The 16,418-nt window shown below is 45.1% G+C and carries 11 protein-coding genes; 6 read left to right on the top strand and 5 right to left on the bottom strand.

The annotated features are described in order from the left end of the window. Positions 1-324: 324 nt before the first annotated feature. Complete coding sequence (locus ACTS60_RS11190; RefSeq protein ID WP_440888288.1) at positions 325-1,539, top strand: hypothetical protein; 1,215 nt, start codon at positions 325-327, stop codon at positions 1,537-1,539. A 1,005-nt stretch (positions 1,540-2,544) separates the two neighbouring features. Here the strand turns inward: ACTS60_RS11190 and ACTS60_RS11185 are convergent. From ACTS60_RS11185 to ACTS60_RS11170, 4 genes are all read right to left on the bottom strand, one after another. Then, positions 2,545-2,739, bottom strand: a complete 195-nt coding sequence (locus tag ACTS60_RS11185) for a hypothetical protein (RefSeq protein ID WP_440888287.1) — start codon at positions 2,737-2,739, stop codon at positions 2,545-2,547. Positions 2,740-2,982: 243 nt separating this feature from the next. Next, positions 2,983-5,847: an aminomethyl-transferring glycine dehydrogenase gene (gcvP, locus tag ACTS60_RS11180; protein WP_440888286.1), complete on the bottom strand. Its 2,865-nt coding sequence runs from the start codon at positions 5,845-5,847 to the stop codon at positions 2,983-2,985. Between the two features lie 129 nt (positions 5,848-5,976). Next, positions 5,977-6,357, bottom strand: coding sequence for a glycine cleavage system protein GcvH (gene gcvH, locus ACTS60_RS11175; RefSeq protein WP_005451648.1), 381 nt, complete (start codon positions 6,355-6,357; stop codon positions 5,977-5,979). A gap of 51 nt (positions 6,358-6,408) precedes the next feature. Then, positions 6,409-7,704 carry a serine hydroxymethyltransferase gene (locus tag ACTS60_RS11170; protein WP_440888285.1) on the bottom strand — a complete coding sequence of 432 codons (1,296 nt, stop codon included), beginning with the start codon at positions 7,702-7,704 and terminating at the stop codon, positions 6,409-6,411. Positions 7,705-8,083: 379 nt separating this feature from the next. Between ACTS60_RS11170 and ACTS60_RS11165 the strand changes: the two genes are divergently transcribed. Next, entirely contained in the window at positions 8,084-8,707 is a 624-nt protein-coding gene (locus ACTS60_RS11165) for a helix-turn-helix domain-containing protein (protein WP_010451970.1), read from the top strand. A gap of 260 nt (positions 8,708-8,967) precedes the next feature. Then, positions 8,968-10,086 (top strand): glycine cleavage system aminomethyltransferase GcvT, encoded by a 1,119-nt coding sequence (gene gcvT / locus ACTS60_RS11160; RefSeq protein ID WP_440888284.1) that lies wholly within the window; start codon positions 8,968-8,970, stop codon positions 10,084-10,086. A 234-nt stretch (positions 10,087-10,320) separates the two neighbouring features. Here gcvT and ACTS60_RS11155 read toward each other — a convergent pair whose 3' ends face one another. After that, positions 10,321-11,046, bottom strand: a complete 726-nt coding sequence (locus tag ACTS60_RS11155) for a TetR/AcrR family transcriptional regulator (protein ID WP_440888283.1) — start codon at positions 11,044-11,046, stop codon at positions 10,321-10,323. 163 nt (positions 11,047-11,209) lie between these two features. On the opposite strand from ACTS60_RS11155, the gene ACTS60_RS11150 reads away from it, so the two are divergent. Genes ACTS60_RS11150 through ACTS60_RS11140 form a run of 3 tightly spaced genes read left to right on the top strand, consistent with a single transcriptional unit; the run spans position 11,210 to position 16,403 of the window. Further along, positions 11,210-12,283: an efflux RND transporter periplasmic adaptor subunit gene (locus ACTS60_RS11150; RefSeq protein WP_440888282.1), complete on the top strand. Its 1,074-nt coding sequence runs from the start codon at positions 11,210-11,212 to the stop codon at positions 12,281-12,283. Further along, positions 12,283-13,344: an efflux RND transporter periplasmic adaptor subunit gene (locus ACTS60_RS11145; RefSeq protein WP_440888281.1), complete on the top strand. Its 1,062-nt coding sequence runs from the start codon at positions 12,283-12,285 to the stop codon at positions 13,342-13,344. Before ACTS60_RS11150 ends, ACTS60_RS11145 begins: the two co-directional genes overlap by 1 nt. Continuing rightward, complete coding sequence (locus ACTS60_RS11140) at positions 13,344-16,403, top strand: efflux RND transporter permease subunit (protein ID WP_440888280.1); 3,060 nt, start codon at positions 13,344-13,346, stop codon at positions 16,401-16,403. The genes ACTS60_RS11145 and ACTS60_RS11140 overlap by 1 nt, the downstream gene beginning before the upstream one ends. The last annotated feature ends 15 nt before the right edge of the window (positions 16,404-16,418 follow it).

The following is a 16,418-nucleotide window of genomic DNA, read 5'->3' as shown; positions in this document are numbered from 1 at the left end:
GTCCAATGTTGAGCTAGCTCGTCCTGTGGCTAGCTCGGTTCTGCCCCAGAATCGTTTAGAGTAAGTGGTCATTCACATCCGGTTGATGGACTTTTGCCCTACCAATATTTATCGACTGGGGGAACATAAAGGCTAGTGTTACAGTTTTTTCTAGTGGCCCCGAACTAACTGATTGAAACGCGTGATGCTTTGTCATGAGGTGGGACGTCTTTTGAAAACCTCGTATAGTAGTCACATTACTTAAACCGACAACTCACTGTTACCCTTGATTTACTAAGCGTAAACAGTATGATGCTTTATTATCACTAACTTACTGAGAAATAAATGTATATACCATCAAAGTTTTTGTACGAAGTGTTAATTTCTGAAAAGATCGGTATATTTTGTGAGTCGAATAAAAAAGGTAACAAGGCGATTATAGCTAAACTGCCTACTTCGACTATCAAGGCCATAGCTCTGGGCGCTAAAGTGGATTTTTTCGTACTCACTACTACAAAAAATCCGCATTACTTAGCTCTTTGTATGAAAATCATTGATAATAAAAGTTCTCCAATGCATGCGCTGCTGGCTCAAAGGTGGCAGAACCCAAATAACATATTGGACTTTTCATTTTTCGATACTGAAGTGGACTTAGTTTTATTTGATGAAACCGATGCACCAGTTCAAGAAAGCAAAATCAAAATAAAAACAAACTTTAGAAATAAACGTGTTCGCAATGTCCTTCAAAACACAAAATTAACATCATCCAATGACTACAATGCAGTTAATCATTTTATGGATTCTGTTTGTGCAGATTTAGGCTTTGATTACGATGCCCACCCTCAATACCCAATCGTGAGCTTTAAGTTCTCAGTAGAAATCACAGATATACACACTGTTAAAGCTATTCATATTAATGAGCAAGGTTCTACACACTATGATGTGATTCAAGATATAGATGGAACCCGTCAAGAACGTCAGATTTACCAATCTCTTTGTTTAATGGACGCTTCCAAGACAGCTATATCTCCTCTTGTCACAATCGGTAAGAAAGAGCGAGAGCTTACTGATATTTTAACTATTACACAGAATCAACAATTGATCGCCGTTGAATCAAAGTGCCTCCAAATAGACAAAGATGCCGTAGAAAAATCTTATGAACGAACCGCCGCTAGTATAATCAAGCACTGTAAAAAAGCTCTTGGCCAATTAGAAGGTGTTTACAAATCGATTAAAAGAGGCGAGCGAATTTACGATGAGTATGATAACACTCTATTGTTAGAGGGTAAGTATTCATATTATGGCATTGTTCTTATAGATGAATTTCGACCATCGAACGACTGGGATGAAGTAATACATTTAATGCAGACGCTGAGTAATACGCATAACGTTTGCCTAAATATAATTAGTATTTCTGAAATGATCTACACCATGAAATTATGTACCTCCAATACAAACTTGTTCATAGAGTTACTTGAGAATCGACATCAAGCCAGTGTCGACGCAAACACTATCGATATACAATTCACAAATTCTTCACTCCCTACAATGGTTGAATAAGCTCTATTTATTCAGTTATTGACAAGTGAGCTTCGATAACAATTGTCATACCTGAAGTAGTTAAAGGGTTACTAACTTAGCAAAGTCACTAACAGTGTTTTGTCCAGAGCCTTAAGAGTGGGTGCCGTTTTCCCCAAAGTGCCCATTTTCTCATTTCAGATCTGTATATCTCATCCCAAATAAAAATGCATGCACATTGTTTTAACACTAGTGATTCTATATTTTAAAACAATTATTTCCTAGAACTCATGAACTTAAAAAACTCAACAACCTGAATGAACAGAGCTATGAGGTTTGATACATCTTCGAAATTACAGTTTAATTCATTTATCACAATAAAATAAAGAGAAATAGCAAAATAGAAGTCATTTTTGTGCATTGGAAACCATTTAATTATCTGAAATTGCTTCTATTTTAGCGATGTTTGATGATGAGGTGTGGCATATGCTCTAGATATGAAATTTGGCTAAAATTCTAACTAAATGAAAATTTACACTTTAATTATTCAGGCCAAAAACAAAAGTTAATGTGTAATTTTTAAGGTTCATAAGGTTTTGTGTCAGTAAGGTGGTTAAAATAGCATTAACTTTCATGGCAACATTTGCGCGAACCAATTAAATCTATTTATTATTTTCTTTATTTGTATAAAAATTTACATTTAATCCATTTGAAAACTATAAAACCAGTTAGTTTAACTTGTTCTTTTTCCCGATTTTTTATTAGATAACTACAAAACGTAACTTTATTAGAGTTAAAAATAGTTGAGGATGAATAGTCAGCGTTTTTGTGTGTTTTATGTTGCGATGAATTCGTTTTGCAATGCCTGATTTAATCCATTAAATGCTAACTTAGATAAAGCGATAACTCATTCCTGTCCAATTGCGAGCTACGATGTCAGCAGAACGAACGCCCCTTCTGTGACCAATCATCGGATGTGTAAGATCGAGTATCAATCACCCCAACCAAAGAACGGCGCTTGCACCACATTCGGCGCAAGCAAGCAAATCACGAGCTCTGATCCAACTTTTTCTCCAGCTCAGCAACTCTTTGCTCAAGCACTGCAATCCTTTCATTGCTATCACTACGAACCTCTTTCATTAAGCTGACGATACTCTCTTTTGGATTTAATACGAACATCATCAATGGAAACAGTGCCATCAGCGCGATTATTCCAGCGTAGTTTTGAATAAACTCCCACATTGCGGTTCCTTCCTTGTTACTTGAGTATTGCTTAGATAGTAATCGATATGCTCGTCAGCACTCAATGAAATTAGTTTGAGTGAAGTTTGATCACTACCACATTGCCATACAAAAAGTTATTTATGAATTGTTAATTTAGAATAACCACTGACATGCTTTTGTCCAAAAGTGAGTTAACGTACTTACCCAAAAACAAAAGGCGAACCAATCGGTTCGCCTTTGTCTATTTAGATTCTACAAAAATTAATCTTCGTAGTTATCGATGCTTGGGCACGAGCAGATTAGGTTACGGTCGCCGTATACGTTATCTACGCGGTTTACTGTTGGCCAGTACTTCCAAGATTTGGTTGCTTTAGAAGGGAAACAGCCAAGCTCACGAGAGTAAGGGCGATCCCATTCTTCTTTCGCTAGGTCAACTTGAGTGTGTGGCGCGTTAACAAGCGGGTTGTTATCTAGCGGCCATTCACCGTTCTTAACCTTCGCCATCTCTTCACGGATTGCGATCATCGCATCACAGAAACGGTCTAGCTCTTCTAGGTCTTCTGATTCCGTTGGCTCAACCATTAGCGTGCCTGCTACAGGGAATGACATGGTTGGTGCGTGGAAACCGTAGTCCATTAGACGCTTCGCGATGTCTTCTTCGCTGATGCCTGTTTCTTCTTTCAGAGGACGAATGTCGATAATACATTCGTGCGCTACGCGGCCATTCGTACCACGGTAAAGAACAGGGTAGTGAGGACGTAGTGTCTCCATCACGTAGTTCGCGTTCAGAATCGCTACTTTTGTTGCGTCTGTTAGGCCAGCTTCACCCATCATCGCAATGTAAGCCCAAGAGATAGGTAGGATAGATGCGCTACCCATATCCGCTGCTGATACTGCGAAGCCTTCGCCGTCTGCACCGTTTTCAATGTGACCCGGTAGGAAAGGCGCTAGGTGCGATTTCACACCGATAGGGCCCATACCCGGACCGCCACCACCGTGTGGGATACAGAAGGTTTTGTGTAGGTTTAGGTGAGAAACGTCTGAGCCGATGAAGCCCGGCGTTGTTAGACCAACCTGTGCGTTCATGTTCGCGCCGTCTAGGTAAACCTGACCGCCTGCGGCATGAACCATTTCACACACTTCTTTCACTTGCTCTTCGTATACGCCGTGCGTAGAAGGGTAGGTGATCATGATGCTTGATAGGTTGTCTTTGTGTTTCTCGATTTTCGCTGCTAGGTCGTCGATGTCGATGTTGCCTTCTTCATCACACTTAACCACAACCACTTTCATTGACACCATAGACGCTGTCGCAGGGTTAGTACCGTGTGCAGAGCTTGGGATCAAACATACGTTGCGGTGACCTTCGCCACGGCTTTCGTGGTAGCGTTGAATTGCGATAAGACCTGCGTACTCACCCGATGCACCAGAGTTTGGTTGCAGTGAGAATGCGTCGTAGCCTGTGATTTCACATAGCTTCTCTTTCAGATCTTTTGCTAGTGCTGCGTAACCGGCTGCTTGTTCTGCTGGTGCGAACGGGTGGATTGAACCGAACTCAGGCCAAGTTACTGGAATCATCTCTGCTGCTGCGTTCAGCTTCATCGTACAGCTACCCAGTGGGATCATGCCGTGCGTTAGCGAGAAGTCTTTGTTCTCTAGCTGTTTTAGGTAACGCATCATCTGTGTTTCGCTGTGGTGCGTGTTAAACACAGGGTGCGTTAGGTATTCTGTTGTGCGGCGCAGTGCTTCTGGAATCGCTGCAAATTCGTTGCCTGCGATTTCAGTGGATAGTGCTGCGACTTCTTCTTTCACACCGAATACTGCGAATAGGGCTTCTACGTCTGCCACGGTTGTGGTTTCGTCGAAGCTCACACCTAGTTGAGTACCCAACTTACGTAGGTTGATGTCTGCTGCTAGTGCTTTTGCGTATAGGTCTTCAGTTTGTGCACCTGTGTTGATGGTGATGGTGTCGAAGAAGCTGTTGTGAGCAAGCTCGAAGCCGCCTTTGGTTAGGCCGGCAGCTAAGATAGCCGTCATGTGGTGCGTACGACGAGCGATCGTGCGTAGACCTTCTGCGCCGTGGTAAACCGCGTAGAAAGACGCCATGTTCGCTAGTAGAGCTTGAGCGGTACAGATGTTTGATGTCGCTTTTTCACGACGGATGTGCTGCTCACGCGTTTGCATTGCCATGCGAAGAGCTTGGTTGCCGTTGGTATCGATAGAAACACCGATAACACGACCTGGCATAGTACGCTTGTGCTTGTCACGTGTTGCCATGAAGGCTGCGTGTGGACCACCGTAACCCATAGGAACGCCGAAACGTTGTGCCGAGCCGATTGCTACGTCTGCACCCATTTCACCCGCAGGTTTTAGTAGGGCAGAAGCCAATAGGTCAGTCGCTACCGTTACCAGCGTTTTGTTCGCTTGTGCTTTTGCGATGATGTCCGTTAGGTCACGAACTTCACCTGTTGTGCCTGGGTACTGAACTAGCGCGCCGAATACGTCTTGCTCTGGTAGTGATTCTAGAGAACCAACTAGGACTTCAAAGCCGATGAATTTCGCACGAGTTTTTACCACTTCGATGGTTTGTGGGTGAACGTCGTCAGCAACGAAGAATACGTTACTCTTGCTCTTACCCGCACGCTTACAAAGTGTCATCGCTTCTGCTGCTGCCGTTGCTTCATCGAGCAGTGACGCGTTCGCGATTTCCATACCAGTAAGATCCATCACCATTTGTTGGTAGTTTAGAAGTGCTTCTAGACGACCTTGTGAGATCTCTGGTTGGTAAGGGGTGTAAGCGGTGTACCAGCCCGGGTTTTCCATCACGTTACGTAGGATTACGTTTGGCGTGAAGGTGTTGTAGTAACCCTGACCAATGAATGTACGTTTAACTTGGTTCTGATCGGCGAACTTACGCATTGCTGCCAGCATGTCTGCTTCGCTTTTCGCTTCTGCCAAGCTCATTGGCTGCTCTAGGCGAATTTGCGCTGGTACGGTTTCGTCGATAAGCGCATCAAGGCTTACTGCGTTGATCGCTTCCAACATTTTTTGTTGGTCAGATTTGTTTGGTCCATTGTGGCGAGCAACGAACTCATTCTGTGTGCTGAGGCTTTGAAGTAATTCAGTCATTGTCCTTTACCTACTCCTTGGTTCGGGTAACGGATTTACGCTACTGATAATCTAAATTATACGTCCGAACCTAGAAAAAAAGCTGTCCACTAATCGTTATGCTAGGGGACAGCTTTCGTCTCATCCTAATTACTCTTCTTCGATAGAGCTTAGGTATTCTTCCGCATCTTTTAAGTCATCCAACTCAGATGGGTTTGAAAGCTTCACTTTCACAATCCAACCACCTTCGTATGGTTCTTCGTTGATTAGCTCTGGGCTGTCTTCTAGCTCTTCGTTGATTTCAACTACTTCGCCAGTGATTGGTGAGTAGATGTCTGAAGCGGCTTTTACTGACTCAACCAAAGAAAAGCTTTCGCCCGCTTCGACTTCATCTTCCACGTCTGGTAGGTCAACGAAAACTACGTCACCTAGCATCTCTTGAGCGTGCTCTGAAATACCGATAGTTACTGTGCCGTCACCGTTGTCACGTACCCACTCGTGGCTATCTGTAAACTTCAGTGTTTTGTCCATTGCTTAATCTCCAAATAACTTGTCAGGATAGTTTCTGATTTAATAAATCTTTTATTGGTAAAGAGGGTAACGACTGCAAAGCTCTTTCACTTGCTTGCGTACGCGTTTTTCTACTTCTGCGTCACCTTCTGGGTTGTTGACCAATCCATCCAGTACGTCACCAATCCAATTACCGATGAGTTTGAATTCTTCAGCGCCAAAGCCGCGGCTTGTACCCGCAGGCGTTCCTAAACGGATGCCCGATGTAATCATAGGCTTCTCTGTGTCGAATGGGATGCCATTTTTGTTACACGTGATACCTGCACGCTCTAGTGCTTCTTCTGCTTTGTTACCTTTCAAGCCTTTAGGGCGAAGGTCAACCAGCATTAGGTGTGTGTCAGTACCACCGGTTACGATGTCGCAACCGCGAGTTTGCAATACTTCCGCTAGAACTTTTGCGTTGTTGATCACTGAATCAATATAAGTTTTGAATTCAGGACCAAGCGCCTCACCGAACGCGACTGCTTTAGACGCAATCACGTGCATCAGTGGACCGCCTTGCAGGCCTGGGAATACCGCTGAGTTGATTTTCTTAATGATGTCTTCGTGATTGGTCAGAATCATACCGCCACGTGGACCACGCAGTGTTTTGTGGGTTGTAGTCGCAACCACGTGTGCGTGAGGAAGCGGGCTAGGGTGCGCGCCTGTTGCGATAAGACCGGCGATGTGCGCCATGTCGACCATAAGAATCGCGTTTACTTCGTCTGCGATTTCACGGAATTTTGCGAAGTCGATAGTACGTGGAATAGCACTACCGCCTGCGATGATCATTTTAGGTTGGTGCTCAAGTGCTAGTTGGCGAACGTCTTCGTAGTTGATTTCTAGTGTTTCGCGGTCAACGCCATATTGAACTGCGTTAAACCACTTACCAGAAAGTGCAGGGCGTGCACCGTGTGTTAGGTGACCACCTGCGTCTAGAGACATACCAAGAATGGTGTCGCCAGGTTGAAGTAGTGCCAGTTTTACTGCGCCGTTTGCTTGTGCGCCTGAGTGTGGTTGAACGTTTGCGTATTCACAATTGAAAAGTTTTTTCGCGCGTTCGATAGCAATGGCTTCCACTGTATCTACGTGCTCACAACCACCATAGTAACGGCGACCTGGGTAACCTTCAGCGTATTTGTTTGTTAGGCATGTGCCTTGAGCTTGCATTACCGCTTTAGACACGATGTTCTCAGAAGCGATAAGTTCGATTTGTTCGTTTTGGCGAGCGAATTCTGCCTGAATTCCAGCAAAGACAGCGTCATCTGTCGCGGAGAGGTTGGTAGAGAAAAAGTTTTCCAAGCTGTGGTTAGGGTAACTCTTGTTCATGGTAGTTGACCTTCCAAATCTGAAAATGAACCCGCAGTAGAAATAGTTGTTTGAATGCGATGGTGGCTCATTTGTCCTCAAAACAGCTGAACTGCATAGCAGAACAGAGTGACTTTCGACCCGAATAAGTGGGTTAAAACTCCGCTGGATTGTGCTTTCTCCAGTCCAATCTCTAACGGAAATGTGCATCTCTACATCTAACAAGTTGGTAACATACCCCCTAGGGAACGAACAATCAACCAAAAATTTCCTATAGGAAACGAGATTTCTGGTTTTGTTAACAAGAGCACGCTTTAATTAACTCGGTGGACTTTTATCCACTATAGGGTTCATGCACAATGCTAATAGGAAGGAATAAAGAAGTTTTACAGAGGGATTTATGGCAGAAAGTATTTACGATGAATACCCGTCAATGACGTTGGCGAAAGAGCAGCAAGACCAGAATATAGAACCGCTTAAGCTCGGTCAGCGCATTAAAGATATCCGCTCTAAACTTGGTATCACGCTAGAAGAGGCGAGCCAACGTACTGGCCTTGCTCGTTCTACGCTAAGTAAGATCGAGAACGAACAGATTTCTCCAACGTTCCAAGCAATGCAGAAACTGGCACTTGGTCTGCAAATTGATATGCCGCAACTGTTTGAACCACCAAGGAAAAAGGTGGCGACAGGTCGTCGTGATATCACTAAGAAGAAAGAGGGTAAACCACACCCAACCCAAACCTACGAACACGAGCTGCTGGCGACTCAACTTTCCAATAAGAAAATGATGCCTTTTAAGAGCCAAATTCGTGCCCGCAGTTTTGATGAATACAAAGATTGGGTTCGTCATGATGGCGAAGAGTTTCTACTTATATTATCAGGCGAGGTTATGTTCTATTCGGAGTTCTATGAGCCTGTTGTATTAAGTGAAGGCGACAGTGTTTACTACGATGCGAACATGGGCCATATGTTGACCAGTGTGAGCGAAGAAGATGCGAACATTTTGTGGGTCACTGCCAAATAGTGATAAATAGTTGTAAATTTCCTATAGTGAAAGCAAACGATTGCTATTGGTTTTAAATGCGTTATCATGGCGCTCTATTGATGACATCTCACTCAATAGAGCGCCTTTTTTGTGCGTTTTATTGTGATTAAAATGTTAAAAGTCACACTTTTGAAAGTCGAGCGATGTCTTGTTCGTGCAAAATTGAATCAAGCGTGTTTATTATTGGAAACACATTGAATGCCGACAGCATTCTCGGGTCTATCTAAATGGAGACGAAAATGACTCAAGAACTTCTGAAAACACCACTGCATGCACTTCATGTTGAAGTAGGCGCAAAGATGGTCCCGTTCGCGGGTTACGACATGCCAGTTCAATACCCACTAGGCGTAAAGAAAGAACACTTACACACACGTGATGCAGCAGGTCTGTTCGATGTTTCTCACATGGGTCAACTTCGTTTGATTGGTGACGGTGCAGCTGCATTCCTAGAAACTCTGGTTCCAGTGGATATTGTTGACCTAGGCGCAGGCAAGCAACGTTACGCGTTCTTCACTAACGAGCAGGGCGGCATCATGGACGACTTGATGGTGGCTAACCTTGGCGATCATCTGTTTGTGGTTGTAAACGCTGCATGTAAAGAGCAAGACATTGCACATCTTGAAGCGCACCTTCCATCTGGCATTGAGCTAGAAATCATTGATGATCGTGCACTGCTTGCGATTCAAGGCCCTAAAGCGGCAGAAGTGCTTGCGCGTTTTGCTCCTGAAGTAGCAGAGATGCTGTTTATGGACGTTCGTAAAGTAGAGTTACTTGGCGTTGAGTGCATTGTTTCTCGTAGTGGCTACACGGGCGAAGACGGTTACGAAATCTCTGTTCCGGCAGATAAAGCAGAAGAGCTTGCTCGTAAATTAACAGGTGAAGAAGAAGTAGAGTGGATCGGTCTTGGCGCTCGTGACTCACTTCGTCTTGAGTGTGGCTTGTGTCTATACGGTCACGACCTAGATACAACAACGACACCAGTTGAAGCAAGCTTACTATGGGGCATTCAAAAAGTGCGCCGTGCAGACGGTGAGCGTGCGGGTGGCTTCCCTGGTGCAGACATCATTCTTAAGCAGATCGAAACTAAAGATGTTGTCCGTAAGCGTATCGGCCTAGTTGGTCAAACGAAAGCGCCAGTACGTGAAGGTGCAGAGCTGTTTGATGCAGAAGGTAATAAGATTGGTGTAGTAACCAGTGGTACAGCAGGCCCTAACGCAGGTAAACCAGTATCAATGGGTTATGTACGCGCAGATCTTGCGGCGATTGGTACTGAGCTGTTTGCAGAAGTACGTGGCAAAAAACTACCAATGACGGTAGAGAAAATGCCATTCGTACCACAGCGTTACTACCGTGGTTAATTAAGCTAATTTATTGATTTAGAGAGTTAAATAAGGCTCGTTATTCCAATGAGACTAGGTAAAACTAGGCGAGACTAGGAATCTACCTTCCACGCGCTGTATAACTACAGTGTTGCGTTTAGGAATAAGTAACTAGAAGTAGGTTCCATTTAGTTTTCTCTCTGAAATAACCAGTACAAACAAAAATGCCGAGCTTAGTGCTCGGCATTTTTTATGTTCTTTTGAATAACTCGCTTATGCAGTGAGTTCTTCAATCGGGCAGCACATTTGCGTCACGATTTCGCTCAATTCACTTGGGTGGATCATGTCTTCTTTGTTCACACTGAACTGGTTCGCCATGATGGTGTTGAATAACTCCCAATGATTAAGCAGCATTTTTTCGCGATTGTTTGCATCTTCTGGCCATGTTTCTTGCATCATCGGGGTTAAACTGATTGCCCCGTGTGCGAATACCAGCATTTGCCATTTTGATTCCCACTGGTCGATTTGATGCTCAGGGTACTCAACGTTGTACTCGGCAAATAGCTCGGTAAAGATGGCCGCGAACTCATCTTTTGATTTAAGGAAGTATTGCAGTAATGCATCGTCGCCATGGCGGATTGCGTCGGCAATCATCTGGATTGGATGTGGGTGTTTGAGCGCAAAGGCCAACATCCTTACCATAAATAGGTAGATTTTCTGATTATACGGGGTGTTTGCTGGCATTTCGTCAACCAACTGCGCCATGTAGCCTTGCATGAATTCATCCATGGCATCACTCACAGCTTGCCAGATCTTTTCTTTGCTGCCGAAGTGGTGGCGAATCAAACTATGGGAGACACCGGCCTTTTCACTGATGTTGCGAAGCGAGACGCGTTCGTAACCCAACTCACAGAACATATCCGCCGCAACTCTAAGAATAAGACACTTAGTTTGCTCAGCGGCTTCAGCACTTCTACGGCCTTGCTTTCTTTCTGTCATAGTTCGAATTTTCCCGAATATTAATCAACGCGCCTATTTTTACCAGAAACCACACCATTTGCCTAATTATTTTATTATCCACATGGAAAATATGTTGATCATTTTTTTATTGCTCCTATACTGCACATCTGTGTAGTAAATATTAAGTCGATGGAGAAAGCCAGTGCGAAAACAATATCTAAAGCGCACATTTGTCGGAGCCGCGGTGGCATTAAGCCTCGCTACGATGCTGACAGGGTGTAACAAAGCCGTATCAGAACCGTCCGAGCCATTAATCAAACCTGTGAAATTGCTTGCTGTTAACGATCTGACGGTTGCCGATTCTGATGCATTCCTTGCACGAATAGATGCAACGTACAGAGCCCAACTTTCATTTCAGGTAGGTGGCGAGATTAAAAAGTTGATCGTGCGAATGGGTGAAGAGGTGAAGCAAGGCGATGTACTTGCAACGCTAGACCCTAAAGATTTGCAGCTGGCACTTGATGCGTCACAGGCGCAGTACTCGTTGGCTAAGACTCAATGGGAACGCTCGAAGAGCCTGTACAACAAGAAGTTGATCAGTGCTGATAGCTATGACCAGCAAGAAACGCAATACAAAGCGGCATTAGCAAATCTAGAACAAGCGAAGACCGACTTAAGCTACACAGAAATTCATGCGCCGTTCGATGGTGTGGTGTCTTATACGTATGTGAAGCCATACCAAGTGGTTGCGGCGAAACAAGAAATCCTGAACTTGATCGACAATACCACCTTGGATGTGTCGTTCACTTTGCCTGTGACTTACGCTGAAGCTGTGTCATTGAACTCTCTAAAAGACGCAGAAATGTGGGTCACCATGGACAGCGAGCCTAACAATCGCATCCAAGGTAAGTTCAAAGAAATCTCAACTCAACCAAATGCCGATACCAACAGTTATGAAGCGATTGTGACGATTACTCGTCCTTCTGATCGTAACTTACTGACGGGCATGACGGGTCAAGTACACATCGCTAAGCAAAACGTTTCTAACGCAATGACGCTGCCAAATGCAGCTTGGGTGTCGAAAGATGCGAATCAAGGCGAGGTATGGGTGATGGACAGTGAAACACAACAGGCGAATAAAGTGACCTTGTCACTAAATGCCAATGGTGGTGTGGAGTCTGGTCTTGATAAAAACGACTACGTTGTCATCGCAGGTGTTGAGCGCCTAGTAGAAGGCCAAGTAGTGAAAGCTTGGGTTCGTGAGGAAGGTATCTAATGAAACGTTCACTATTCACAGTATCGGCTATTGCGCTTGCAGTACTGACGGGTTGTAACAGTACGGATGAAGTCGTGGCAGAGCAGCCACTGTATGTCTCGACGGTTGCTGTCGATGTACCTGTGAAAAGCCAATTTCGCACATTTAAAGGTCAGGTCGTTCCTGCCGAGCAAACGCCAATTGCATTCCGCCGTGCGGGTGAAGTGCAGCACGTGTTAGTTAAAGCAGGCGACACGGTGAAACAAGGCCAGATGATCGCTAAGCTGGACGACAGCAAAGAGAAGCAAGCGGTAAACGATGCAGAAGCGCAATATACGTTAGCGATTCGTCAGCTTAAACGCGGTGAAGAACTGCATAACCGCCAAATGGTTTCGAAAGCGGAGTTGGATGAGCTAACGGCGAACAAAGAGCTGGCGGAAGCAAACTTCTACAACGCAACCAACCAACTGAACTACACGCGTCTGTTTGCACCGTTTGCAGGCAAAGTGTCTGATGTATTCAAAGAGCGCTTTGAGCGTGTGGCGATTGGTGAGCCAGTTCTAAACCTATATCAAAGCGACAAAGTCTATGTTCGTATCGAGCTATCAGACAATGTGTTGGCAATGGTGAATCCAAATACTCAGAGCATGAGCTACCAGCCTCAAGCGACATTTTCGGGTGATACACAATCTTACCCGTTAGATTATTTAGAGCACACCAGTGAGCCGAACGCACAAACACAAACTTACCAAATGTACCTAACCATGCCGCAACCGGAACAAGAAATTCTACCGGGCACCAGCGTGAGCGTTGCTGTGGATATGGTCGAAGCGGGCATTACTTCTATTGACGGTTACAACATTCCAATGACGGCGCTTCAAGCAGGCAGTCATACTGGTGAGTTTTTTGTTTGGAAATTAAATGGTGACGCGGTCACTAAAGTGGAAGTAACCATCGACCAAGTGAATGGCGAAGGTGCGATTGTGTCATCAGGTGTTGCTCAAGGCGATGTATTAGTGAATTCCAGCTTACGCAAACTGCGCGAAGGTAAGCATGTGGATGTGGTGGAGAAACAACAATAATGAGCATTGCTGAATACTCAATTAAGAACAAAGTCATCAGCTGGCTGTTCATCGTTATTCTAGCGGTCGGCGGTGTTACGTCGTTCCTAGAACTAGGTCGATTGGAAGACCCAGCATTTACCATTAAAGATGCGATGGTGATTGCAACCTACCCAGGTGCAACGTCTAAAGAGGTAGAAGAAGAGCTAACGTATCCGCTTGAGAAAGAGATTCGTAAGCTGCCTTACATCGATAAGATCACGTCAACGTCTTCAAGTGGTATGTCGCAGATTATGGTGAGCATGAAGATGGACTACGGTCCGGATGAACTGCCGCAAATCTGGGATGAAATGCGTCGTAAAATCAACGATTTGCAACCAACTTTGCCGCAAGGCGTTCAATCTCTGCAAATCATTGATGACTTTGGTGACGTGTACGGCGTGATGCTGATGCTAACGGGTGACGACTATGATTACGTCGAACTGAAACGTTACGCAGACCAACTAACACGTGAGCTGGAGCTGATCGATGGCGTGGGTAAAGTGGACATCGCGGGTGACCAGCAAGAGATGTTGTTTGTTGAGATCTCATTGGATCGCTTGGCAGCTCTGAACCTCGACATGAATGTGATTTCGGGTTTGCTGAACCAGCAGAACAACGTGGTTTCTGCCGGAGAAGTGATGGTAAACGGCGAGAGCCTTATTATTCGCCCAAGCGGTACATTAAACACCGTAGAAGCTCTAGAAAACCTTATCATTCATGGTCGCGATACGGGTAACCTGATTCGTTTGAAAGATGTGGCGACCATTAGCCGTGGTATTCAAGAAAAACCGGGCAATGTGCTGTTGTACAACGGTAAGAAAGCGATCAACATCGGTATTTCGTTTGCCTCTGGCGTAAACGTAGTGGAAGTAGGCCAACGTATCGAAGCTGAACTGGCAAGCCTTGAGAGTATTAAACCTGCAGGGCTTGATATGAACTACTTCTACAACCAATCGCAAGAAGTAGATGACTCTGTAAAAGCGTTTGTTATTAGTTTGGCTGAAGCGGTTGCGATCGTAATTATCGTGTTGCTGTTTACCATGGGCCTGCACAGTGGCGTGATCATTGGTTTGGTTCTTCTATTGACGGTATTCGGTACCTTCATCTTGATGAACTATAACAACATTGAGCTACACCGTATTTCCCTTGGTGCGTTGATCATTGCGCTCGGTATGTTGGTGGACAACGCCATCGTGGTGGTGGAAGGAATATTGGTTGGCCTTAAGAAGGGACGAACCAAAGTTCAAGCTGCAACAGATATTGTTAAGCAAACTCAGTGGCCGCTACTTGGTGCGACAGTCATTGCTATTACCGCATTTGCGCCTATCGGTCTGTCTCAAGATGCAACCGGTGAGTTCATGGGTTCTCTGTTCTGGGTTCTGTGTTTCTCGCTATTCTTGAGCTGGATTACGGCGATTACGCTAACGCCATTCCTAGCGGATCTTCTACTGAAAGAGGAAGACAAAGGCGCAGATGCTGAAGACGAAGACCCGTACAAAGGTTGGTTGTTCGTGGCGTTCGGTGCGTCTCTTAAACTGGCTCTGCGTTTCCGTTGGTTGACGGTAGCAGGTATGGTGGCATTACTTGTTGGCGCTGTGGTTTCGTTTGGCAGTGTGAAGCAACAGTTCTTCCCACCTTCAAACACGCCGATGTTCTACGTTGATATGTGGATGCCAGAAGGCACCGACATTCGCGAGACCATCAAGAAAGCGGAAGAAGTTGAAAGCTACATTCGCACTCAAGATGATATCGACTTTGTATCCGTATCGATTGGTCAAGGTCTGCAACGTTTCGCTCTGACTTATCAACCGGAGAAGAGCTATGAAGCCTATGCGCAGTTCCAAGTTCGTACCACCGACCGTGAGAACATGTTCAAGCTTCTACATAAGTTGGATGACAGCCTAGCTAAGACGTTTGATAAGCCAACGTTCCAGTTCAAACTGATGGAATTCGGTCCGTCGCCAGCGTCTAAGATTGAAGCGCGCATTACTGGCCCAGATCCACAAGTGCTGCGTGACCTAGCGGTACAAGTCGAAGACATTTTGCACACCGACCCAGGTGCTCGTAACATTCGCCACGACTGGCGTGAGCGCACCAAAGAGTTAGTGCCGGTATTTAACGAATCAAAAGCACGTCGCTTGGGTATCTCTAAAGAAGATCTTTCAAGTACGCTACAGATGGCATTTGGCGGTAGTGCACTTGGCTTCCTACGTGATGGTACCCACACGCTGCCTATCGTTACTCGTTTGCCAGAAGCAGAACGTGTGGACTTTGAGTCACTGCAGAACGTGAATATCTGGAGTCCGTCTCTACAAACGTATATCCCGGTAGATCAAGTAATTGATGGTGTGAAGCTAGACTGGGAAGAGCCATTGATCCAGCGTCGTGACCGTAAGCGTACTCTAACGGTACTGGCTGACCACGATGTGCTGAGTGACGATACCGCGGCAAGCTTGTTTGCACGTGTACAACCGAAAGTAATGGCGCTGCACATTCCTGAAGGCTACGAAATTACGTGGGGCGGTGAATACGAATCATCGAAAGATGCACAAGAAGGTCTGTTTGGTTCGTTGCCGATGGGTTACTTGTTGATGTTCATCATTACGATGCTGCTGTTTAACTCACTTAAGAAACCACTGGTTATTTGGTTTACGGTTCCGCTATCAATTATCGGTGTTTCGTTTGGTTTGTTAACCACTAACATGCCATTCAGCTTTACCGCGTTCCTTGGTCTATTGAGCTTGAGCGGTATGATTCTGAAAAACGGTATCGTACTTCTAGACCAAATCAACCTTGAGCTAGAGTCGGGCAAGGATCCTTACTTAGCGATTGTTGACAGTGCAATTAGCCGCGTACGTCCAGTAAGCATGGCAGCACTAACAACGATTCTGGGTATGATTCCATTGGTGTTCGATGCGTTCTTTGGCTCAATGGCAATTACGATTATGGCAGGCCTTGGTTTTGCTACAGTTTTGACTCTGATTGTTGTACCAGTCATGTTTGCAATTCTGTTTAAGATCAAACCAACCACTGCATAAGGGACTTCCTGGCTT

Source organism: Vibrio sp. WZ-1 (genome assembly GCF_052037695.1).
GTDB lineage: Bacteria > Pseudomonadota > Gammaproteobacteria > Enterobacterales > Vibrionaceae > Vibrio.
This window is presented reverse-complemented; position numbering and strand designations above follow the sequence as displayed.

Bases quoted from the DNA above. Each gene is read 5' to 3' on its own strand.
- ACTS60_RS11190 (WP_440888288.1), top strand. From the start codon at position 325: ATGTATATACCATCAAAGTTTTTGTACGAAGTGTTAATTTCTGAAAAG.
- ACTS60_RS11185 (WP_440888287.1), bottom strand. From the start codon at position 2,739: ATGTGGGAGTTTATTCAAAACTACGCTGGAATAATCGCGCTGATGGCA.
- gcvP (WP_440888286.1), bottom strand. From the start codon at position 5,847: ATGACTGAATTACTTCAAAGCCTCAGCACACAGAATGAGTTCGTTGCT.
- gcvH (WP_005451648.1), bottom strand. From the start codon at position 6,357: ATGGACAAAACACTGAAGTTTACAGATAGCCACGAGTGGGTACGTGAC.
- ACTS60_RS11170 (WP_440888285.1), bottom strand. From the start codon at position 7,704: ATGAACAAGAGTTACCCTAACCACAGCTTGGAAAACTTTTTCTCTACC.
- ACTS60_RS11165 (WP_010451970.1), top strand. From the start codon at position 8,084: ATGGCAGAAAGTATTTACGATGAATACCCGTCAATGACGTTGGCGAAA.
- gcvT (WP_440888284.1), top strand. From the start codon at position 8,968: ATGACTCAAGAACTTCTGAAAACACCACTGCATGCACTTCATGTTGAA.
- ACTS60_RS11155 (WP_440888283.1), bottom strand. From the start codon at position 11,046: ATGACAGAAAGAAAGCAAGGCCGTAGAAGTGCTGAAGCCGCTGAGCAA.
- ACTS60_RS11145 (WP_440888281.1), top strand. From the start codon at position 12,283: ATGAAACGTTCACTATTCACAGTATCGGCTATTGCGCTTGCAGTACTG.
- ACTS60_RS11140 (WP_440888280.1), top strand. From the start codon at position 13,344: ATGAGCATTGCTGAATACTCAATTAAGAACAAAGTCATCAGCTGGCTG.